This window comes from Bacillus sp. FSL R12-0074 (genome assembly GCF_038005725.1).
Classification (GTDB): Bacteria; Bacillota; Bacilli; order Bacillales; family Bacillaceae_G; genus Bacillus_A; species Bacillus_A mycoides.
On the sequence record NZ_JBBOTR010000001.1, the window covers coordinates 4529345 to 4549626 of the forward strand.

At 37.5% G+C, this 20282-nt stretch carries 20 protein-coding genes, 2 pseudogenes and 1 other annotated feature; of the genes and pseudogenes, 7 read left to right on the plus strand and 15 right to left on the minus strand.

The window, feature by feature from the left end; genetic code table 11:
- Nucleotides 1-44 precede the first annotated feature (44 nt).
- The 6 genes and pseudogenes from mbcS to NSS97_RS23550 all read right to left on the minus strand — a co-directional run.
- Nucleotides 45-1631, minus strand: a complete 1587-nt coding sequence (gene mbcS / locus NSS97_RS23525) for an acyl-CoA synthetase MbcS (protein ID WP_002034333.1) — start codon at nucleotides 1629-1631, stop codon at nucleotides 45-47.
- Nucleotides 1632-1852: 221 nt separating this feature from the next.
- Nucleotides 1853-2050, minus strand: coding sequence for an alpha/beta-type small acid-soluble spore protein (locus NSS97_RS23530; protein WP_000091640.1), 198 nt, complete (start codon nucleotides 2048-2050; stop codon nucleotides 1853-1855).
- Between the two features lie 80 nt (nucleotides 2051-2130).
- Nucleotides 2131-3345, minus strand: a complete 1215-nt coding sequence (gene thiI / locus NSS97_RS23535) for a tRNA uracil 4-sulfurtransferase ThiI (RefSeq protein ID WP_044442175.1) — start codon at nucleotides 3343-3345, stop codon at nucleotides 2131-2133.
- A gap of 6 nt (nucleotides 3346-3351) precedes the next feature.
- Complete coding sequence (locus tag NSS97_RS23540) at nucleotides 3352-4494, minus strand: cysteine desulfurase family protein (protein ID WP_044442174.1); 1143 nt, start codon at nucleotides 4492-4494, stop codon at nucleotides 3352-3354.
- Nucleotides 4495-4921: 427 nt separating this feature from the next.
- The gene (gene ezrA / locus NSS97_RS23545; RefSeq protein WP_341114145.1) at nucleotides 4922-6631 is read right to left on the minus strand and encodes a septation ring formation regulator EzrA; all 1710 of its coding nucleotides are present in this window, start codon (nucleotides 6629-6631) and stop codon (nucleotides 4922-4924) included.
- A 248-nt stretch (nucleotides 6632-6879) separates the two neighbouring features.
- A pseudogene (locus NSS97_RS23550) lies at nucleotides 6880-7440 on the minus strand (LysR family transcriptional regulator substrate-binding protein); the annotation flags it as partial.
- Between NSS97_RS23550 and NSS97_RS23555 the strand changes: the two are divergent.
- Nucleotides 7435-7749: pseudogene (locus NSS97_RS23555) on the plus strand (EamA family transporter); the annotation flags it as partial. The pseudogenes NSS97_RS23550 and NSS97_RS23555 sit on opposite strands and share 6 nt — an antisense overlap.
- Nucleotides 7750-7760: 11 nt before the next feature.
- On the opposite strand, the gene refZ reads toward NSS97_RS23555, so the two are convergent.
- Complete coding sequence (gene refZ, locus NSS97_RS23560) at nucleotides 7761-8399, minus strand: forespore capture DNA-binding protein RefZ (protein ID WP_044442170.1); 639 nt, start codon at nucleotides 8397-8399, stop codon at nucleotides 7761-7763.
- A 147-nt stretch (nucleotides 8400-8546) separates the two neighbouring features.
- On the opposite strand from refZ, the gene NSS97_RS23565 reads away from it, so the two are divergent.
- Nucleotides 8547-9026: a GAF domain-containing protein gene (locus NSS97_RS23565; RefSeq protein WP_002138633.1), complete on the plus strand. Its 480-nt coding sequence runs from the start codon at nucleotides 8547-8549 to the stop codon at nucleotides 9024-9026.
- Between the two features lie 61 nt (nucleotides 9027-9087).
- On the opposite strand, the gene megL is transcribed toward NSS97_RS23565, so the two are convergent.
- A complete protein-coding gene (gene megL / locus NSS97_RS23570) occupies nucleotides 9088-10266 on the minus strand; it encodes a methionine gamma-lyase (protein WP_044442168.1) in 1179 nt (392 codons plus the stop codon).
- Between the two features lie 398 nt (nucleotides 10267-10664).
- On the opposite strand from megL, the gene rpsD reads away from it, so the two are divergent.
- Entirely contained in the window at nucleotides 10665-11267 is a 603-nt protein-coding gene (rpsD, locus tag NSS97_RS23575) for a 30S ribosomal protein S4 (RefSeq protein WP_002015568.1), read from the plus strand.
- A 379-nt stretch (nucleotides 11268-11646) separates the two neighbouring features.
- Here rpsD and NSS97_RS23580 read toward each other — a convergent pair whose 3' ends face one another.
- A complete protein-coding gene (locus NSS97_RS23580; RefSeq protein ID WP_044442165.1) occupies nucleotides 11647-11775 on the minus strand; it encodes a hypothetical protein in 129 nt (42 codons plus the stop codon).
- Nucleotides 11776-11925: 150 nt separating this feature from the next.
- Here NSS97_RS23580 and NSS97_RS23585 point away from each other — a divergent pair, with 150 nt between their 5' ends.
- Nucleotides 11926-12228: a YjdJ family protein gene (locus tag NSS97_RS23585; protein WP_044442163.1), complete on the plus strand. Its 303-nt coding sequence runs from the start codon at nucleotides 11926-11928 to the stop codon at nucleotides 12226-12228.
- A 78-nt stretch (nucleotides 12229-12306) separates the two neighbouring features.
- On the opposite strand, the gene tyrS is transcribed toward NSS97_RS23585, so the two are convergent.
- The 6 genes from tyrS to acsA all read right to left on the minus strand — a co-directional run bounded on the left by tyrS (nucleotide 12307) and on the right by acsA (nucleotide 17589).
- Nucleotides 12307-13563, minus strand: coding sequence for a tyrosine--tRNA ligase (gene tyrS, locus NSS97_RS23590; RefSeq protein WP_044442161.1), 1257 nt, complete (start codon nucleotides 13561-13563; stop codon nucleotides 12307-12309).
- Nucleotides 13564-13633: 70 nt separating this feature from the next.
- Nucleotides 13634-13862 (minus strand) — a binding site (T-box leader).
- Between the two features lie 77 nt (nucleotides 13863-13939).
- Nucleotides 13940-14185: a hypothetical protein gene (locus NSS97_RS23595; RefSeq protein WP_001293781.1), complete on the minus strand. Its 246-nt coding sequence runs from the start codon at nucleotides 14183-14185 to the stop codon at nucleotides 13940-13942.
- Nucleotides 14166-14711, minus strand: coding sequence for an RNA polymerase sigma factor (locus NSS97_RS23600; protein ID WP_044442151.1), 546 nt, complete (start codon nucleotides 14709-14711; stop codon nucleotides 14166-14168). Before NSS97_RS23600 ends, NSS97_RS23595 begins: the two co-directional genes overlap by 20 nt.
- Nucleotides 14692-15147 (minus strand): hypothetical protein, encoded by a 456-nt coding sequence (locus NSS97_RS23605; protein ID WP_107887369.1) that lies wholly within the window; start codon nucleotides 15145-15147, stop codon nucleotides 14692-14694. Before NSS97_RS23605 ends, NSS97_RS23600 begins: the two co-directional genes overlap by 20 nt.
- A 66-nt stretch (nucleotides 15148-15213) precedes the next feature.
- On the minus strand, nucleotides 15214-15771 hold the full coding sequence (locus NSS97_RS23610; RefSeq protein ID WP_044442147.1) for a maltose acetyltransferase domain-containing protein: 558 nt from the start codon (nucleotides 15769-15771) through the stop codon (nucleotides 15214-15216).
- A gap of 99 nt (nucleotides 15772-15870) precedes the next feature.
- On the minus strand, nucleotides 15871-17589 hold the full coding sequence (gene acsA, locus NSS97_RS23615; protein WP_016102955.1) for an acetate--CoA ligase: 1719 nt from the start codon (nucleotides 17587-17589) through the stop codon (nucleotides 15871-15873).
- A gap of 176 nt (nucleotides 17590-17765) precedes the next feature.
- Between acsA and acuA the strand changes: the two genes are divergently transcribed.
- From acuA to acuC, 3 genes are read left to right on the plus strand one after another with little or no spacing between them, the layout of a single operon-like run.
- The gene (gene acuA / locus NSS97_RS23620) at nucleotides 17766-18398 is read left to right on the plus strand and encodes an acetoin utilization protein acetyltransferase AcuA (protein ID WP_002112293.1); all 633 of its coding nucleotides are present in this window, start codon (nucleotides 17766-17768) and stop codon (nucleotides 18396-18398) included.
- 17 nt (nucleotides 18399-18415) lie between these two features.
- Nucleotides 18416-19060 carry an acetoin utilization AcuB family protein gene (locus NSS97_RS23625; RefSeq protein WP_002123078.1) on the plus strand — a complete coding sequence of 215 codons (645 nt, stop codon included), beginning with the start codon at nucleotides 18416-18418 and terminating at the stop codon, nucleotides 19058-19060.
- Entirely contained in the window at nucleotides 19057-20223 is a 1167-nt protein-coding gene (gene acuC / locus NSS97_RS23630) for an acetoin utilization protein AcuC (RefSeq protein WP_080784570.1), read from the plus strand. Before NSS97_RS23625 ends, acuC begins: the two co-directional genes overlap by 4 nt.
- The last annotated feature ends 59 nt before the right edge of the window (nucleotides 20224-20282 follow it).

The window sequence follows — 20282 nt, forward strand, 5'->3', positions numbered from 1 at the left end:
TCGTTTTACATTTCATTCAACTATTTACTTCCCTATTTTCAAAATTATTTTGAAGGAAGCTCCATTTCTTGTTTTCTAAGTTCAATACGGCGAATTTTTCCGGAAATCGTTTTTGGTAGTTCATCTACAAATTCAATTTTTCGAGGGTATTTATATGGTGCAGTCAATTCTTTGACGTGTTGTTGGAGCACTGGAATTAATGTTTCTTCGTTCTTGTCTATATTCTCTCTTAATACGATAAATGCCTTCACGACACTTCCGCGAATTTCATCAGGGCTTGCGACAACCGCACATTCTCTTACATATGGATGTTTTACAAGTGCATCTTCGACTTCAAACGGTCCGATTGTATAACCAGAGCTAATAATAATATCATCACCGCGACCTTCAAACCAAAAATAGCCTTCTTCATCTTTTTTCGCTTTATCACCGGTAATATAATAATCACCGCGGAATTGCATCGCTGTGCGCTCATCGTCTTTATAATATTGTTTAAAGAGTGCTGGTGTTTCAATGTGAACTGCAATATCACCAACTTCTCCTACCTGTACAGGAGTTCCTTCTTCATTTACGATATCAACATGGTTCCCTGGCGTCGGTTTTCCCATTGATCCTGGTCTAATGTCCATCCCTTTCATTATCCCAACGAGTAATGTGTTTTCCGTTTGCCCATAACCGTCTCTTACCGTAATATCAAAATGCCTTTGGAACGTTTCAATAACTTCCCTGTTTAACGGTTCACCAGCTGATACAGCGCTATGTAACGCTTCTAAATTGTACTCACTTAAATTTTCTACCTTTGCCATTAATCTATACTCAGTCGGCGTACAACAAAGCACATTCACCTTATTATCGCCTAATAAATTTAAATACGTTTTTGGTTCAAACTTACCATTGTATACAAATCCTGTTGCACCTGAACCGAGAGTCGCTACAAACGGGCTCCAAATCCACTTTTGCCAACCTGGACTAGCCGTTGCCCATACAACATCATTTCCTTCAATTCCGAGCCAGTTCGGAGCGCTTGTACGTAAATGAGCGTATGCCCATGCATGCGTATGAACAACTCCTTTTGGATTTCCTGTCGTCCCTGACGTATAAGATAAAAAGACCATATCTTCTTTATCTGTCTTCGCCATTTCTAACATGTCACTTTCTGTTTCTAATGCTGTTTTTAAATTTTTCCAACCATCTACTGAACGCTCGCTCAAAACGAATTTTTGAAGAGATTCCACCGCTTCTACGCCGTCGAATTGTCCAATATACGGTTCGTAACTTACAATTGCTTTCACTTCTCCGTGCCCAATACGGTACTCAATATCTTTTTTACGCAACATTTCTGAGCTTGGAATAACGACAAATCCTGCTTTAATCGCAGCAATATACGTCATGTAAGCTTCAATTAAGCGCGGCATCATAATAAGGAGCTTGTCCCCTTTTTGTAAGCCACTTTTTATAAAAGCGTTTCCAATTCTATTCGCACCTTGCATTAATTCAAAATATGTAATCTCTCGTCTATTCCCTTTATCATCTTGCCAAATTAAAGCAAGCTTCTCTTTATCACTCGTATATTTCTCTATTTCCGAAACTAAATTATAAGACGGCGGCGCTAACAATTCCTCTCTCTTCATATAACATCCTCCTTTATTTCTATGCCTCCCTTATATAATAAAGAATTTTCAGTAAATTTTGAACCCTCTTCTTTTGACAATTTTTTTATATTTATGTCGAATTGATGTATGAATGTATAGCGACGATGTTTTTAACATAACGATTCATCGGCAAATAACGACGAAAACGACAAAAAGAAAGAGCGGGAGAACCCGCTCTTTCTAAGCCATCGTATATGGGATTATTTTTGGTAACCGCCTAATTGTTGCTCAGCTAGTGAAACTAGACGTTTAGTGATTTCACCACCAACAGAACCGTTAGCGCGAGCTGTTGCATCAGCTCCAAGTTGAACACCAAACTCTTGAGCGATTTCGTATTTCATTTGGTCTAATGCTGATTCAGCACCAGGAACCGCTAATTTATTTGTGCTACGTGACATGTTATATCACCTCCTTGTGAGTATAGAGTGTGATAAATAACATGACTTCATACACGTTTTAGATATGGTAATTTATGGTTTTAGAAAAGTTCTTCGAATTTTTCTTCTTCAGCCACTACTTCTACTGTTTGTAATACCATTGTTTCTTTGTTCGCTACAGCCTCTTCAATTAACGGCGTAAAATCGTACTTCGCTTCAAAACGATTTGCTTTCTCACGCTTCGGTTTCGTCGATGGACTTGCTGGTGTAAATACTGTACAGCAGTCTTCATATGGACGAATTGAAATATCATACGTTCCAATTTCTTTTGCAATTTTAATAATTTCTAATTTATCCATCGTAATAAGCGGACGAATAACAGGATAGTTTGTCACTTCGTTAATCGTATGCATACTATCTAACGTTTGGCTCGCTACTTGTCCAAGACTTTCACCAGTCGTAATTGCAAGTGCATTACGCTCCTCTGCAATACGCTCTGTAATACGCATCATCATACGACGCATAACTGTCATAGAATAGCTAGATGGAATTTCTTTATTAATCGTTTTTTGCACTTCAGTAAATGGAACAAGGTGAAGTGTTACACGTTTACAGTATTTCGTTAACTCTTGTGCTAAATCGATTACTTTTTGTTTCGCGCGCTCGCTTGTGAAAGGTGGACTATGGAAGTGAACTGCTTCCACAGATACGCCGCGTTTCATCGTTAAGTAAGTTGCTACCGGGCTATCGATACCACCAGAAAGAAGTACCATTACTTTTCCGCCAACGCCAACTGGTAAACCGCCAGCTCCCATGTGCTCACCACACATAATATAGCTGTAACCACTGCGAATTTCTATACGTACATTCACATCTGGATTATGAACATCTACTGTGATATCCTCTGTATTTTCTAAAATGTGCCCACCGATTTCTGGAAGTAACTCCATCGTCTTCATTGGGAAGCGCTTATCAGAGCGGTGCACTGTAATTTTAAATGTTTTCACATCACCTTTTACTTGTAAGAAAGCTGCTAATGCACCTTTTTTAATATCTTCTAATTCTGATGGTACTTTCATTGCTAAGTTAAACTTATGAATACCAAATACATCTTTCAATCTTTCAGAAATTGCTTCATGATCTTCACCATTTAACTGAATGTACATACGATCATGTGTTGCATCAATTTTAATGTTTGGGAATTTTTTTAATTTGAATTTCACATTATCTTTTAACGTACTTACAAACTTAGAACGGTTCTTTCCTTTTGTCGTCATCTCTCCATAACGAACTAAAATATATTCATATGTCATCATATTTCTTTACCTCATCACTTCATATAATTTTGGCATCGTCTCTTTAACAATACCTTCAAATTGTTTTACTTCTTCCATCGTGTTGTCTGGTGCTAGACTAATGCGAATCGCACTTGTAGCTGCGGCGTGCGGTACTCCCATTGCCACTAGTACTCTGCTCACTTCATTTGCTTTTGAAGAACAAGCAGACTTCGTCGATACATATACACCATGCTCTTCTAAAGCATGAACGACTACTTCTGGTTTTAAACCGACAAATGATACATTTAAAATGTGCGGTGCCGTATATTTAAGTGATGTATTAATCGTTACAGTTTCCATCTCTTTAAAGAAACGGACCAGCTCTGTTTGTAAATTTTGCAAATGAACTATCTTTTCTTTCACTTGTTCCATCGTCATACGAAGTGCTTTCACCATCGCTACAATACCAGGTAAATTTTCTGTACCTGAACGATACTTGAGCTCTTGTTGACCACCTGATAAGATTGGATCTAATCTTACACCATCACGTACGTAAAGAAGACCTGTCCCCTTTACGCTATGAAATTTATGTCCAGATATTGAACAAAGGTCAATATGAGAAGCGTATAAATCAAGTGGTACTTTTCCTATCCCTTGTACATGGTCCACGTGGAATCTTATTTTCGGATAGTTCGTTAATAATGTTCCAATTTCAGCAACGGGCTGAATCGCTCCAGTCTCGTTGTTCACGTGAATAATTGACACAAGAATCGTATCTTCACGAAGTGCTCGTTTTAGATCTTCTACCGATACAACACCATGCTCGTTAACCGGTAAATACGTTACATCAAAACCGAGATCTTCTAATTGTTTATATGCTTCAAACACAGACGCGTGTTCAATATTTGTTGTAATGATATGTTTGCCGCGCGAACGATTCCTCATCGCTATCCCTTTAATCGCAAGGTTATTCCCTTCCGTTCCACCTGATGTGAAAATAATTTCAGAAGGTTTAACGTGAAGGAGCTGTGCCGCAATCGTTCTCGATTGTGTTAATAGACGCTCTGCCTCTCCTCCAAGCGAGTGAATAGAAGAAGGATTACCAAAATATTTCCCTGCAACCGTTACGTACGATTGAAGCGCTTCTGGATATGGCTTCGTCGTCGCACTATTATCAAAATAGATCATCGTTCTTCCCCTTTCAGCGCTATCACATCATATAATCATATCACAAATACGTGTAATTACGCTAAGACTACTCAAAGGTTCCGTTTTTATATAAAAGTGTACATTTCCCCCGGCCATTTGCAGGCATACTGAGTGGTGAAGATTAATAATCAGTGGTGGATGAAACCCCATCACTTATGGTTTCACTTTATCCCGCTATTTGTGGGCAGTAAGACTCCCACCTCAAAATTCAGCTGGAGCAAAGAAGTTAAGTGGGAAATCCACTGCCCGTAAATGCCCGATTGGTGAAGGCTAATAATCAGTGGGGGAATGGCCCCCTCCCAATGATTAAAGTTTCACTTTATTTTGAAACGAACAACCTTACTGTATTCCGCTATTCATTATAGCAACATCGACTTCAAAATTACACAAAAAAACAAACCCTTTATTAAAGGGTTTGCTCATTGTCTACATATTCAGCTATTTTTTGAACAACACCAGGTTCAAGTTGCTCTAATATAGAAGCCGCTTGTTCTAAAGCTGCATCGTATTGATATTCACGGAATAATTTCTCCGCATAATTTAAGCTTTCTGCAAGATTCTCATCATGACTGCGGTATCGGTTACCGTATTGAATTAGTTTTTCAACTAAATAAGCTTGTCCAATTAATTCTTCTGTCATTTCAGATACACCATTCACAACTGTGTATGCTTCTTCTAAACTGCTATTTACAGTATTCATATTTAACGGCTTTACTTCTAATTGCTCATATACAGCTTGCATCGCCATTTGCCCTTTTTGTAAATCTTCCATAATACTCTCTGGAAGACCTGGTAAATTCGACTTTTGCATAAAACGTTTCGTCTCAAAAATTGTATTTCGCATTTCTTGTAACTTCTCACGTGCTTCAAATTCTTCTTTGCGCATCGTTTGCAGCATTTCTTTATATTCTGCATGAAGTACTTTTAAAGTTTCACATTGCTCATAAACCTCTTCTAGTTCCTCACGAATGATAGAGAATGCAATATCTTGTTCAGCAACGCGTATTTGTAACACTTCAAAACGTTTCATTAAAATATGCATTTGCTTTTCAATTACTTTTTGTGACTCAATATCTTTGTCTTGTAATTGATAACTTTGTTTCACAAGTTGTGTTTCTATTTTCGTTTCAATTGTTTCTGTACGAATTTCTTCTAAATCTTCATAAACAGACAGTGTTTTTTGCTCCACATAATGTTTCGCATGCACTTCTTGTTCAAGTTGATCATAAAAACTGTCTAAACGAGTTTTTAAGTTCTCTACTTTTTCTGCTGCTTCTGTTATATGAAGTTCCTGTATATCCATTAAACATGTGTGTAGTTGTGTCGTCATATCGCGGACTTCTTTAGGGATTTCCAAATACTCTAATACATAGCCTTGTCTTATCATATCATCATGGCCTTGTAATAAATCTTCCAGCTGAACTGGTAATGTCGCTTGACACTCTACCAATAAATCCGGAATTTGATGAATAACGATTTCTAAACTTGCTAAACCTTCTTCTAAACTAATAACAATTTCTCTCGCTTTTAAATAATCACCATTATCTGTTGCCTCTTCAAAAGTTTTGAACTTCTCGGATTCAACATCTAACATCTCTTCAATTTTTTGCTCAGCTGCTCCATACATGTGTCGATGAGCAAGAACGCTCTTTTTCATACTACGATATGTATCACGTAACCCTTCAATTTCCGCGCTATTTTTCTCATGGCTTTCTAACAGTTGCTGTAATTCATTTAAAATGTCTGTAATACGATTATCAGCGTCATCTAAACCACCTATGGATTCTTTCATCGCATGCTTTGCTTTGCGGAAGGAGAATTGCGAGGCGAATTTTCGCGCTTGCCCTAAATCTTTTTCAGCTTTCGGAAGAGTTGTTGATACAATTTCATCCCACTCTTCACGCCATTTACCAAACAGCTCTTCTGTTTGACCTGTCATATTTAAATCTTTTACCCGCTTTAGTTCATCTGCCACAGGTTTATCTTTTATCTCTTGTTTCCACTGCTCCAGTACTTCAATATCTTTATATGAACGATTTCTTATCACAAGCTCTATCATGAGCAGCACTAGAATAGAGCTTACTACAATGATAACGATCGTCAGGATAGAATCCATGCAAAAAAGCCTCCTAGTTATATCTCTTTTTTTGTCCGTTCCGTTTATGAAATGGAAGGCATTATGTATAAAAAGGGAATTCCCCTATATTTAACAACTAACAATGTTCTAATCATACCATGTAATGACGTGTTTTTGACCTAGTTTTTTTTAAAATTTCATGTTTCTTTACATGTGATTGTAATATTTCTTAATATTCCACTTATTCCATTATCCGTCCTCAAATGAATGCAATAAAGGTAAGACTTTTACGGGCAGTTAATGCAGGATAACGAGCTCTCTTTCATATGAGAGACGAAATAAATCTTTCGCATTAGTGATGGTTCTACAGAAATCGCACGTACGTTACCTTGCATTACGGCTTACTGTAAAGCGGTTTCCGGAAGCAATGTTATACCAAGTCCAGCTCCTACCATCGCAATCATCGGTTCTGCATAAGATGTTTCAACCGCAATTATTGGTTTCGCGCCCATACATTGAAACACATTCATAATCATTTTCCTTACATCACATATTTCTAGGTATACAATTAGCTGTTCATTTTGCAACTCTTCCATTCGGATTACCTTTTTCACTCTATACGGTTGATCATTTGAAACAGCACAAACGATTTTTTCTTCCCGCATTTCTTTTATATATGTAGCACCTTCTACTACTGAATCGATGAACATCGCTTCAATTTTTCACTCTTTAAATAACTCTATTAATACTTTCGTATGCTCAATTTTCCATTCTATTTCATATGTATCCTCTAATAAGTCTTTACACTTTGATATGTAATGAGCCGCTAAACTCGGTAATATACCTACACAATTATAATTTCTGTACCGTCACTACATACAGTTATGAGCGTTCGTTTTGAACTCTTTTATATGTCGATTGTTGCGGGATGTATCACTGTATTTTGCTGGAACACGGTAAATCGATATATTTCATCTATTAACGGCATATTATTTATGAATTTAGTTCCTGTACTTGCACTTATCGGTTCTATGTTTCAAAGTTATACTGTCGATAACATAGAAATTGCCGGCGCCTCATTAACAATTATTGCGCTAGTATGCAACAATTTATGGCAAAGAAAACAACATATAAAAATCCCCACCTCAGTTCGTTAGGTGGGGATTTTTCACATATGAACAGCTCTTGGTAGTTCATAATACATACTCGCTTTATATAATGTTCGTTCCATCCATTGCTCAATTTCCTTCGTATACATTTCTAAGAAAAACGTCTCAGACGGAAATGAGTGTAGCACCTCTGATATATATTGTGGATATAAAAACGGCATATTTATCATGCCTTTTAATTGCGTCATAAACATTGTAAAAGATATCTTTTTAAATTCTTGCTTCATTTGTCCTTGTTTAATGATTTGCTCTATATAATATCTTTCTCTAGAAAAATAAACGGTCATCACTTCACGAATTAATGTCGTATCAAGCGAAAGCTCTCTATAAAAAAAACGTGTCAGTTCTCTATTATCAAATTGATATCGTAAAATCCCGCGCACCATTTGCACCATCACATCTTTAGCCGATAAATATTCTCTCTGTTCAAATGACGTTTCAATTACGTGAATATATCCTTCTAAAAAATCAGTAATAAGCTGTTCTAATAACCCTTGCTTTCCAGCAAAATAATATGAAATATTCGCTACATTCACATCCGCTCGCTTTGCAATGTCTCGCACTGATGTCCCGTCATAACCTTTCGTATTAAACAACGATATTGCCGCATCAATTACCTTTTGTTTCGTCTGCTTCATGCGCTCACTTCCTCTCAATGAACAGCTATAGTTTAAATTTCTTGACTTTTAAGACAAATTCCTTTAATTTTCTATCGACAAAGTCATGTGAAATACATCGTATTTTGCTATCGTTTTACATATCTCGCTAAAAAGGGAGTTGTTTCCATGTTTACAAAAGAAAGTTATGCAGGATCTCGTGAAGAGCAATATGAGACAGTAATTAAACAACTGGATGCATTATTAACTGGCGAACCGAACGTAGTCGCAAACTTATCAAATGCGTCCGCACTATTAAATCAATTTTTAGATCGCGTTAATTGGGTTGGCTTTTATGTAACAGAAGGAAATCAACTTGTTCTTGGACCATTCCAAGGGATGCCAGCTTGCGTGCGTATTCCGTTCGGACGTGGTGTTTGCGGCGTTGCAGCTGAAACAAAAACAACGCAACTTGTAGCAGATGTTCACCAATTCCCAGGACATATCGCTTGCGATAGTGCCTCTAATTCTGAAATCGTTGTACCGATTATGAAAGAAGGAAATATCATTGGTGTGCTTGATATTGATAGTCCTGAAAAAAATCGTTTCGATGAAGTAGATCAGCACTATTTAGAAAAGTTTGTGGAAACACTCCTAAAACATATTTAATAAAGAAAAGAGTGAGCTATCGATTACGTACGTAACGTACGAAACCGATAGCTCACTCTTTTTATTGATTACTCACAGTAGATATCTTCTTTAGTGCCTGTTCTAAATCAGAAACGATATCTTCCCATGATTCTAAGCCGACAGATAGGCGTATTAAATTATCGAAAATACCCATTTCTTTTCTTAGTTCAGCTGGAATAGCTGCATGCGTCATCGTCGCTGGATGCTGAATTAACGTTTCTGTATCACCTAAACTTACGGCAATTGTAATAAAATGGAGGTCATTGATAAACGACTGTGTTTCCTCTTTTCCGCCTTTAATTGAAAAAGAAATAACGCCCCCGCCTCGTTTCATTTGGCGGGATGCTAATTCTCCCTCCGGATACCAAACACCTTCTACTGCTTCATGATTTTTCAAAAACGATACAATTTTTTCCGCATTATCACAATGACGATCCATTCTTACTGCTAATGTTTTTAATCCGCGTAACAATAACCACGCGTCAAACGGCGCCATAATACCGCCGATATCTTTTCGCATCGGACGAATTTTATCAGCTAACGTTTTCGTTCTACAAATTGTTACACCCGCTACAACATCCCCGTGACCACCAATATATTTTGTCGCACTGTGAACGACGGCGTCACAACCAAGTTCAAGAGGTCTTTGTAAATAAGGTGAACAAAACGTATTATCAACAATAACAAGCAAATCATTGCGCTTCGCTACCCCGATCACCTTTTCTAAATCAATTAATTTCATCGTTGGATTTATCGGTGTTTCAACGAAAATGAGCTTTGTATTTGGACGAATTTTATTTTCAATATCAGTCTCTGTCTCCATATCACAAAACGAATGAGTAATCATAAATTTCTCTTCTAATACTTCTAAAAAACCGTACGTACATCCATATAATCCATTTGAACAAATAATATGATCTCCAGCCTTTAGAAAACCGATTAAAGTTGCTGAAATGGCTGCCATACCTGAACCGAACGCCAGCGCCTCCTCTCCATCTTCTAAAACAGCCATACGTTCTTCAAATAATTTCACAGTTGGATTCCCAAGCCTTGAATAAATATAAGATGGATCTTCTCCCGCAAAACTCGCTTCTCCTTGCTGTGCTGTCTCAAACGTAAATGTAGAAGTTTGAAATAAAGGTGGTGTTAAACTCCCTTTATTTTCATTTGATTCATATCCGTGATGAATTAATGCTGTCTCTATATGTTTCTTTTTCATAAAAACATCCCCCTTATGTCTTTATTTCCACATATCCACCAGGAAAAATCTGATGAACGTCTTCACTACATTTTATGTAAGCGTTTCACTTCTGTTTCTATCTCTTCTTTTATATTGTTTTAAATTCCTTCTTGTTAATTCCCAAAATTTATCTGCATAAAACAAAAAGGGAGTCTCTTGACGAAACTGTAAGTAAAAGATATAATAGCGTTTGTGTAAAATAAAAAGGCAGCCTTGTAATGTGAGTTTATCGTTTGTATTTTGTTCCTCTGCGGAGGTGTATCTCGTAACTCCCTGCTGCTGGAGCGAAGGTACATGAAAACAAAATACCCGTAAATATCGATTACGTCTGTTTTTATTTTACGAAAATAAAAACATTTTTAAAGGAGGAGTCAACTATGGCTCGTTATACAGGTCCAGCATGGAAACTGTCTCGTCGTCTTGGAATCTCTCTAAGCGGCACAGGAAAAGAATTAGAAAAACGCCCTTACGCACCAGGTCCTCACGGTCCTAACCAACGTAAGAAACTTTCAGAATACGGTTTACAATTACAAGAGAAACAAAAACTTCGTCACATGTACGGCATGACTGAGCGTCAATTCCGTCGCACATTTGACCAAGCAGGTAAAATGCCTGGTAAGCACGGCGAAAACTTCATGATCCTTCTTGAAGCTCGTCTTGACAACCTAGTTTACCGCATGGGCTTAGCTCGCACTCGTCGTGCAGCTCGCCAATTAGTAAACCACGGTCACATCACGGTTGATGGCGCTCGCGTAGATATCCCATCTTACCGCGTTAAACCTAACCAAACTATCAGCGTTCGCGAAAAATCTAACAGCCTTGTTGTTGTTAAAGAAGCGATCGAAGTTAACAACTTCGTACCAGAATACTTAACTTTCGATGCTGATAAGTTAGAAGCTACTTACACTCGTCACGCTGAGCGTTCTGAGTTAGCAGCTGAAATCAACGAAGCATTAATCGTAGAGTTCTACTCTCGTTAATCTCGGTACTCTGCAAAGAGTATTATTAAAAGCCTTAGGAACCTTGTTTACCAAGGGTCCTGGGCTTTTTTTATTTATATAAATGTCGTATGTATAGTAAGGTACTTCAAGGAAGTTTTTTCATGAGTTATGGATAATCGTCCTTACTTCTCTTTTATTCATTCCAACGATTGGATTCTCTTTAATACTAGCTCCGTTTATTGTGCAAAATTTTATAATCCATCTTCATTACATGCTGTTATACTTATTCCCTTAAACATATAATCATTTCATTTTCAGACTACTCCTTTTTTCATTACTTCCAAATTATATCTCAATAGAAAAAGCTACCAAAGAAACTAAAACGTTCTCTCTGGTAGCTTTTATTTATATATTAAAATTATTTATTTTTCTCTTTTTGAACATATACATAAGCATCTTTCTGCTCTTTATGTACATCAACCTTCGAATGCTCTGCAAGCTGACCAGCATTTAGCAAAGAAAAAATAATGAGCGCTTCTAGTGACATTTTGTTTTACCACTCCTTTCTATTTGTTATACGTTTATCATATCGCTTACATGTGATTTCCGTATGAACTCGAAAAGGAGATTACAACAAAAAGGTAACAGGAATACGAATGCACGCTATAATAACCATTAAATAGGAGGTTGTTTCATTTTGACAATAAATCAAATGGTTCAATTGGGTAGTGCCTGTATGCTTTTTATTGCTTCAGCACTTATGAGTTGGTATCAAGGGAGTAATTTAATAGATTATCCTGATGAATGGAAATATAGCGCTAAGTTCACGAATTATTTTAAAGGGTACGTTTCACATTATGACGATATTTATCAAATCGATTTCTTTATATATGCGGCAAAATTTTATCCCGAGGCATTTGTCGTTATGCTAATTAGCTTACTTTACATGCTCATATTAATTCTTCATATTCTATTTAAAAGAAATCATGAGGCAATTTAAATGCATACATAAAAACCCCGAACGATAGACTTTTCAGCCTCCCATTCGGGGTACTATTTGTTTTAAATTCTTTTCTGATTAGTAACGAATTAAGAAATATTTCTTCTTACCGCGGCGAATGATTGTAAATTTACCTTCGATGCGGTCGTTTTCTGTTACAACGTAGTCTAACGCTTGTGTACGCTCACCGTTTACGTAGATTGCACCGTTCGTTACATCTTCACGTGCTTGACGTTTAGATGGTGAAATTTTGCTTTCTACAAGTAAGTCGATTAATACTGTATCTTCTGCAGTACGTTCTACAGATGGTACGTCTTTGAATCCTTGCTCGATTTCGCTTGCAGTAAGTTCTGCTACAGAGCCACTGAATAATGCAGCTGAAATTTTAATTGCTTGCTCTAACGCTTCTTCGCCGTGAACAAGTTTTGTCATTTCAGATCCTAATGATTTTTGTGCTGCACGTTTTTCTGGTGCTTCAGTTACTTGCTTCTCAAGCTCAAGAATTTCTTCATGAGATAAGAATGTGAAGTATTTTAAGTATTTAACTACATCGCGGTCATCTGTATTGATCCAGAATTGGTAGAACTCGTAAGGAGTTGTTTTCTCTGGGTCTAACCAAATTGCGCCGCCCTCTGTTTTACCAAACTTCGTACCATCAGATTTGGTAACTAGCGGAATTGTTAAACCGAATGCTTTCGCATCTTCTTCTGATTTACGGATTAATTCAAGACCAGCTGTAATGTTCCCCCATTGGTCACTACCACCGATTTGAAGACGGCAATTGTGTTGTTGGTATAAGTTTAAGAAGTCGTATGATTGTAAAATCATGTAACTAAACTCAGTAAATGAAATACCAGTTTCTAAACGAGATGCTACTGTATCTTTTGCTAACATATAGTTTAAACCGAAGTTTTTACCGATATCGCGTAAGAATGAAATTACATCTAAGTTACCAAGCCAATCATAGTTGTTAGCCATCGTTGCTGGGTTGTCCACGTTTTCAAACTCTAAGAAGTTTGAAAGTTGGTTTTTAATGCTTTCTGTGTAGTAAGCAACTGTATCTTTCGTATTTAATGTACGTTCTGCTTTTTTACCACTTGGGTCACCGATCATGCCAGTACCACCGCCAACAAGTGCGATTGGTTGGTGACCAGCTAATTGGAAACGACGTAACATTAATACTGGTAACATATGACCGATGTGTAAGCTATCCGCTGTCGGATCGAAACCACAGTATAATTTAACGCTTTCTTTTTCTAATAATTGCTCAAGGCCCTCAGCATCTGTTTGCTGGTTAATTAGACCGCGAAATTCAAGATCTTGTAAAATACCCATATCCTACATACTCTCCTTTAAGTTCATTACTGGCGTGAAGGTTGAAAACATAAAAAAATCGCCCCTTTAAATAAGGGACGATTTTGATCATCGCGTTACCACCCTAGTTGCAGACAAAAAAAGCCTACCACCTTATTTACATAACGGCTTAGCACCGTCTTTTCCCTTTTGAATACAATTCAATCGAAAAAAGATGCTCTAGGGGCGTAATTCGCGATCATCTATGTGCTGATTTCCACCGACCATCAGCTCTCTAAAACAGGGAAATGATCACTACTTCTCCCTTTCCACGCTCAATTATTCATATACTTTTCTTTATACCATCATTTATATAGGCGTGTCAAATAGAGGTAGGGTTTCTCTCCTTGCCAATCCTTTACAACGTCGCAAAGAGTATCGTAATAAGAGAAAGAATTGGAACTCCAACTAATAACGATACATGAAACACAACCGATAAATCATTTCCAATCGTTGCCTCCACAGGATCTTTCGCTGGAGAACCAAGAAATCCGATTAATCGATCGAAGCGACTTACCGTTTTTGGAAAATCCGGTATTTCTACATGGTCACTATCTAAATGCTGTTTTAATTTATATTCACTCTTAAAGGGATTTTCGCTCAATTTCATCCACCTCCAGCAATTGTTTCAGTTTCTTTATCCCGTTATGGAGTCTCGACTTCACTGTTCCAATGGGAATGTTTAATATCTCTGCAATTTCTTTTTGCTGAATATCATGATGATAAGAAAGAATAAGGACAGCCCGCTGTTCTTCAGGAACTTTCAAAATTGCGGCTCTTACCGTGAGCCGGTCTTCGATAGAAAATTCTTTTTCCTGAATCGGCACTAAAAACGGCAAAAGCGTACGCCACTTTTTTCTTCTATTTAATTTATTAATCATAAGACGATAACCAATTTGAAATAAATACGTTTTTATTTTGCCTTTTTCAGGTTCATACATATGTTTCTTACGTTCTAACGTCAAAAACGTATCTTGCACGAGATCGATACTTAATTGTTCATCTCGGTTAAATCGATACAAAAATGTGTATAGCGTTGGTTTGATCAAAACATATAGTTTTTCTCCCGCCTGTTTATCTCCACTTTGATACGCAAGCATGAGCTCCTCCTCAATCCCAATCTGCGCCATGATTTTTGATCTCCTTTATTCCTTTTAACGTTAACGAAATGCGGGAAATTAAATATGCAATTGCAATAAAAACCCACAATTGTGATTGATTTGTAAAAAATTGAACATATGGGTTTTGAATCGTAAATCCCATTGCAACTAAAATATTTAACGCTTGCACACATATGCATGCATACAACGCAAGACAGACAGAAATAGTGTCAAATACATTCCAACGAAAATATATTTTTGTTTTTGTAAAATCAATTTCATTTCCATTTTTCCGTACAATATACTTCTTATCAAACGGAATAAGGATTGAAAAAATAACAATCATTATAACTCCAGCTGTAAGCATTGATACTCTATATCCAATTGGTATCGGTAAGAAAAGACCACAAGAAAATACGACTATAATTCCAATTAAAGCAAAAGTAAGAAGTAATTTATTAGACATAAAAAAGCCTCCCTCATCTATTCTTTCATAAATGTATACAGACGAGGAAGGCGCTTCGTTCAAATATTATTTTATTTTTTTAATAATCTTTGCAGGATTTCCGCCAACTACTACATGATCCGGCACATCTTTCGTTACAACAGCGCCAGATGCGATAACCGCATTATCTCCAATTGTTACACCTGGATTAATAATCGCTCTTCCGCCAATCCATACGTTATCGCCAATTGTAACTGGTTTTCCGTATTCTGATCCGCTTATGCGCTCTACTGGATCAAGCGGGTGCGTTGCTGTATAAATGTGAACACCTGGAGCTAACATGCAGTTCACTCCGATTGTAACTGGGCATACGTCTAAAATCGTACAGTCAAAGTTTGCGTAAAAGTTTTCACCAACGTGAATGTTATAACCGTAATCACATCTAAAAGAAGATTCAAGATGAATGTTATCTCCAGTCGTTCCGAATAGTTCTTTTACGATTGCACTACGTTCTTCTAGTTTTACTTCTGGTGTTTCATTTAATTTTCTCGTTAATATACGAGCTTGCTCCCTGTCCTTTACTAAAACGGGATCAGCCGGTATGTACATTTCCCCTTGTATCATCTTTTCTTTTTCTGTTTTCATCATACTATCCCCTTTAACTCGTATATATAAGTTGAACAACTACATCATAACATAAAAAAAGAAAGGTCTGAACATATTACTTGTTCAGACCCTTCCTTCTTAATCTTCCATCGTTGATAAGTCACCTGTTGGTAAGTTTAGCTCCCAAGCTTTTAATACACGGCGCATAATTTTACCACTTCTCGTTTTCGGTAATTTATCTCTAAATTCAATTTGTCTTGGAGCTGCATGAGCTGCTAGGCCTTTTTTCACAAATTGACGAATCTCTTCTTTTAATTCTTCAGATGGTTCGTATCCCACGCGAAGCGCGATAAATGCTTTAATGATTTCCCCGCGTACTGGATCAGGAATACCAATTACACCAGCTTCTGCTACAGCAGCATGCTCGATTAATTTACTTTCTACTTCAAACGGACCAACACGCTCACCTGACGTCATAATTACATCGTCAATACGTCCTTGGAACCAGAAGTATCCATCTTCGTCCATATAAGCAGAGTCACCTGATACGTACCAATCTCCCGGCATGAAGTAAGAATCATATTTTTGTGGGTTATTCCAGATTCCACGCATCATAGATGGCCAACCTTTACCAATTGCTAAGTTCCCCATTGTGTATGGAGGCACTTCATTTCCTTCATTATCAACAATCGCTGCTTTCACACCCGGAATTGGTTTCCCCATTGAACCTGGACGGATTTCCATACAAGGATAGTTACAAATAACTTGTCCACCTGTTTCTGTCATCCACCACGTATCATGAATACGAAGTCCAAATGCGCTCATACCCCAGCGAATTACTTCTGGATTTAATGGCTCACCAACACTTAATACGTGACGCACTTGTGATAAATCATATTTTTTAATTGCGTCTTGTCCAGCTCCCATTAACATACGGAACGCTGTCGGTGCACTATACCAAACTGTTACACCGTAATCTTGTAACGCTTCATACCATGCCTCTGGACTAAATCTCCCGCCTAAAATAACATTTGATGCTCCCACTAACCACGGTGCAAAAATACCGTAAGCTGTTCCAGTTACCCAGCCTGGGTCAGCTGTACACCAATATACATCATCTTCTTTTAAATCTAATACCCATTTCGCTGTTTGATAGTGCTGAACCATTGCGTTTTGAGCATGAAGGACGCCTTTTGGCTTACCAGTAGAACCAGATGTGTAATGTAGAATTAAACCGTCTTCACGGCCTAACCACTCGATATGTAATTCTTTTGAAGCTTGTTCAAATAAAGGATTGAACGCTACAGTTTTACCGCCTTCTTCTGCATTGTCTCCAACAAGGAAGACTGTTTTTAAAGCAGGTAAATCATTTAATGGTATGCGCTCTAACAATTCAGGAGTTGTAATTAACACCTTCGCTTCGCTATCTTCTAAACGATCGCGAACTGCGCCTTCCATAAATGCTTCAAATAATGGTCCAACAATTGCCCCTAATTTCACTGCACCTAAAAGTGCGAAATATAATTCTGGGGAACGCGGCATAAAAATAAAAACGCGATCGCCTTTCTCAACATCGCCATAGTTTTTCAGGACATTTCCTGCTTTATTAGAAAAATCCTTCATTTCCTTAAACGTATATTTCTCTTTTCGCGATCCATCTTGATAATAAAGTGCTACTTTATTCTTTCGATCTGATTTCGCATGCTTATCAATTGCCTCATACGCCATATTTACTCGTCCTGTTTCATTCCAAGTAAAATTTTTATTAACCTCTTCCCAGTTAAAATTCGCGTATGCCTCTTCATAATTCGGCAAATTATTTTCTCCTTTAATGACAGGAAGCGTTTCCACTTTCATACTTTACATCCCCCTCCTATGTATTCTATTATCTATTATAATGACATTATTTAAAATTTTCAGTATTTTTGTTGATTTTTAGACAAATTTTTAATGACAAAATTCGATTCACATCGCATATATTATAAAGTACGATATTAATAGATTCACAAACCCTCAAGGTGGTGAGCAATAAATTGATTCATAAAAAAATATATAATGCCAGAAACTTAAAAACAGCGAAAGGCACTTTAATTATTGAAGGTCCTGTCTCTACACATAATCTTGAAATGTATGAATTTCATCCAGACTTAATTGCGTTTCGTCCTGCCGAGCAGCAATATAAAGCAATTGTCGAAATTTCTAAATTACCAGAAGCTCGTCTCATTATTGCTAGGCATGACCAAACGATCGTTGGATATGTTACATACTTATATCCTGATCCGCTCGAGCGATGGTCAGAAGGAAAGATTGAAAACTTAATTGAACTCGGGGCGATTGAAGTTGTCCCAGCCTTTCGTGGTTGCTCTGTCGGAAAAAATTTATTAGAAGTTTCAATGATGGACGATCATATGGAAGATTACATTATATTAACGACTGAATATTATTGGCACTGGGATTTAAAACAAACAGGCTTAAATGTTTGGGAATACCGAAAAGTAATGGAAAAAATGATGAATGCTGGTGGTTTACAATGGATGGCTACAGACGATCCTGAAATTTGTTCACACCCGGCTAACTGTTTAATGGTCCGCATCGGTAAACGTGTTGATACGGATTCCATTCAAGCATTCGATCGTCTACGTTTTCACAATCGTTTTATGTATTAATAAAGGGGGCAACTGGAATGATTGTAGAAGAAATTATGAATCAAAATGTAGTAACACTACATCCAAACGATACAATCGAAACAGCAATCCGAACGATACGTACGAAAGGCATTCGGCACATTCCAATTGTCGATCAAAATAATCATGTCGTAGGCATTATTTCTGATCGGGATGTAAGAGATGCAAGTCCGTCTATTTTAGATGAACAAGTTTCACTCGATATGCTGAAGCAACCTCTTGAACTCATAATGAAACACCCTGTTATGACTTGTCACCCTCTCGATTTCGTTGAGGAAATTGCGACTTTATTTTTTGAAAATAAAATAGGCTGTCTTCCTGTTACGAAAGCTGGAAAACTCGTAGGTATCATTTCTGAATCTACAGTGCTGCACACGTTAGTAAAATTAACAGGAGCTCATCAACCGAGTTCACAAATTGAAATTCAAGTGAAAAATGAACCTGGTATTCTTGGAAAAGTCGTTGCTATTTTTAGTGATTTACAAATAAATATTGTGAGCGTTCTCGTCTATCCAGCAAAAGATGAGAATGATAAAGTACTCGTTTTCCGCATTCAAACGATGAATCCTCTAAAAGTGATTGATGCACTCGAAGCAGAGGGCTACCGCGTATTATGGCCAAACATAATGGGGATGCAAGCATGAGCAGCGCCTTCATTTATTCGGATGACTTTCGGGGCTATTCTTTTAGCCCTGATCATCCTTTTAACCAACTACGCGTCACACTTACGTATGACTTATTACAAAAGAGTGGTTTTATCTCCCCTTCTCAAGTCATCTCGCCAAGAATGGCTACAGATGAGGAAATTGCATTCATTCATACAGAGGAGTACATAAATGCGGTAAAACTTGCTGGAGAAGGAAAGTTAGAAAAATCAATTGCGATGACATATGGACTTGGAACAGAAGATACACCAATGTTTCCAAATATGCATGACGCAAGTGCATTACTCGTTGGCGGAACATTAACAGCTGTCGATGCTGTTATTTCTGGGAAAGTAAAGCACGCCCTCAATTTAGGTGGCGGCTTACATCATGGCTTTCGTGGTAAAGCATCTGGCTTTTGTATTTATAACGATAGCTCTATCGCAATGAAATATATTCAGAAGAAATACGGTTTACGCGTTTTATATATTGATACAGATGCTCATCACGGTGACGGGGTACAATGGTCTTTTTACGACGATCCTAACGTATGCACCATTTCATTACACGAAACTGGGCGTTATTTATTTCCTGGAACTGGCGCAGTAAATGAACGTGGACAAGGAAATGGATATAATTATTCTTTTAACGTTCCACTTGACGCTTTTACAGAAGACGAATCGTTTTTAGATTCATATCGAACAGTTGTAAAAGAAGTGGCAGCATACTTTAAACCGGATATTATTTTAACGCAAAATGGTGCTGATGCACATTATTACGATCCACTTACACACCTTTGCGCAACGATGAATATTTACCGTGAAATACCGAAGCTCGCTCGTGAAATCGCTAATGAATATTGCGACGGTCGCTGGATTGCTGTCGGCGGTGGTGGCTATGATCACTGGCGCGTCGTACCAAGAGCTTGGGCACTCATTTGGCTCGAAATGAACAACATCCAAAACATCTCAGGTTATCTCCCTCCAGAATGGATTGACGCTTGGAAAGGACAAGCAGAAACCGACCTTCCCCTTACATGGGAAGATCCAGACAACATGTATCAACCTATCCCTAGAAAACCAGAAATCGAAGAAAAAAATGCATTAACTGTAGCGAAATCTCTTGAAATTATTCGGAATAATATGACAAAATCTTTATATTAAACAGAGAGGAGGCTCGCTTTTGAACAGCCTCCTTTTATTTATAGCTAGCTATTATTGTC

What these genes read in the sequence shown, in the direction of transcription:
- refZ (WP_044442170.1), bottom strand. Translation starts at nt 8,399, where the DNA reads ATGAAGCAGACGAAACAAAAGGTAATTGATGCGGCAATATCGTTGTTT.
- tyrS (WP_044442161.1), bottom strand. Translation starts at nt 13,563, where the DNA reads ATGGGTATTTTACAAGATCTTGAATTTCGCGGTCTAATTAACCAGCAA.
- NSS97_RS23565 (WP_002138633.1), top strand. Translation starts at nt 8,547, where the DNA reads ATGTTTACAAAAGAAAGTTATGCAGGATCTCGTGAAGAGCAATATGAG.
- NSS97_RS23530 (WP_000091640.1), bottom strand. Translation starts at nt 2,050, where the DNA reads ATGTCACGTAGCACAAATAAATTAGCGGTTCCTGGTGCTGAATCAGCA.
- NSS97_RS23600 (WP_044442151.1), bottom strand. Translation starts at nt 14,711, where the DNA reads ATGGCGCAGATTGGGATTGAGGAGGAGCTCATGCTTGCGTATCAAAGT.
- NSS97_RS23540 (WP_044442174.1), bottom strand. Translation starts at nt 4,494, where the DNA reads ATGATCTATTTTGATAATAGTGCGACGACGAAGCCATATCCAGAAGCG.
- NSS97_RS23605 (WP_107887369.1), bottom strand. Translation starts at nt 15,147, where the DNA reads ATGTCTAATAAATTACTTCTTACTTTTGCTTTAATTGGAATTATAGTC.
- mbcS (WP_002034333.1), bottom strand. Translation starts at nt 1,631, where the DNA reads ATGAAGAGAGAGGAATTGTTAGCGCCGCCGTCTTATAATTTAGTTTCG.
- thiI (WP_044442175.1), bottom strand. Translation starts at nt 3,345, where the DNA reads ATGATGACATATGAATATATTTTAGTTCGTTATGGAGAGATGACGACA.
- acsA (WP_016102955.1), bottom strand. Translation starts at nt 17,589, where the DNA reads ATGAAAGTGGAAACGCTTCCTGTCATTAAAGGAGAAAATAATTTGCCG.
- rpsD (WP_002015568.1), top strand. Translation starts at nt 10,665, where the DNA reads ATGGCTCGTTATACAGGTCCAGCATGGAAACTGTCTCGTCGTCTTGGA.
- NSS97_RS23625 (WP_002123078.1), top strand. Translation starts at nt 18,416, where the DNA reads ATGATTGTAGAAGAAATTATGAATCAAAATGTAGTAACACTACATCCA.
- NSS97_RS23580 (WP_044442165.1), bottom strand. Translation starts at nt 11,775, where the DNA reads ATGTCACTAGAAGCGCTCATTATTTTTTCTTTGCTAAATGCTGGTCAG.
- acuC (WP_080784570.1), top strand. Translation starts at nt 19,057, where the DNA reads ATGAGCAGCGCCTTCATTTATTCGGATGACTTTCGGGGCTATTCTTTT.
- NSS97_RS23610 (WP_044442147.1), bottom strand. Translation starts at nt 15,771, where the DNA reads ATGAAAACAGAAAAAGAAAAGATGATACAAGGGGAAATGTACATACCG.
- ezrA (WP_341114145.1), bottom strand. Translation starts at nt 6,631, where the DNA reads ATGGATTCTATCCTGACGATCGTTATCATTGTAGTAAGCTCTATTCTA.
- megL (WP_044442168.1), bottom strand. Translation starts at nt 10,266, where the DNA reads ATGAAAAAGAAACATATAGAGACAGCATTAATTCATCACGGATATGAA.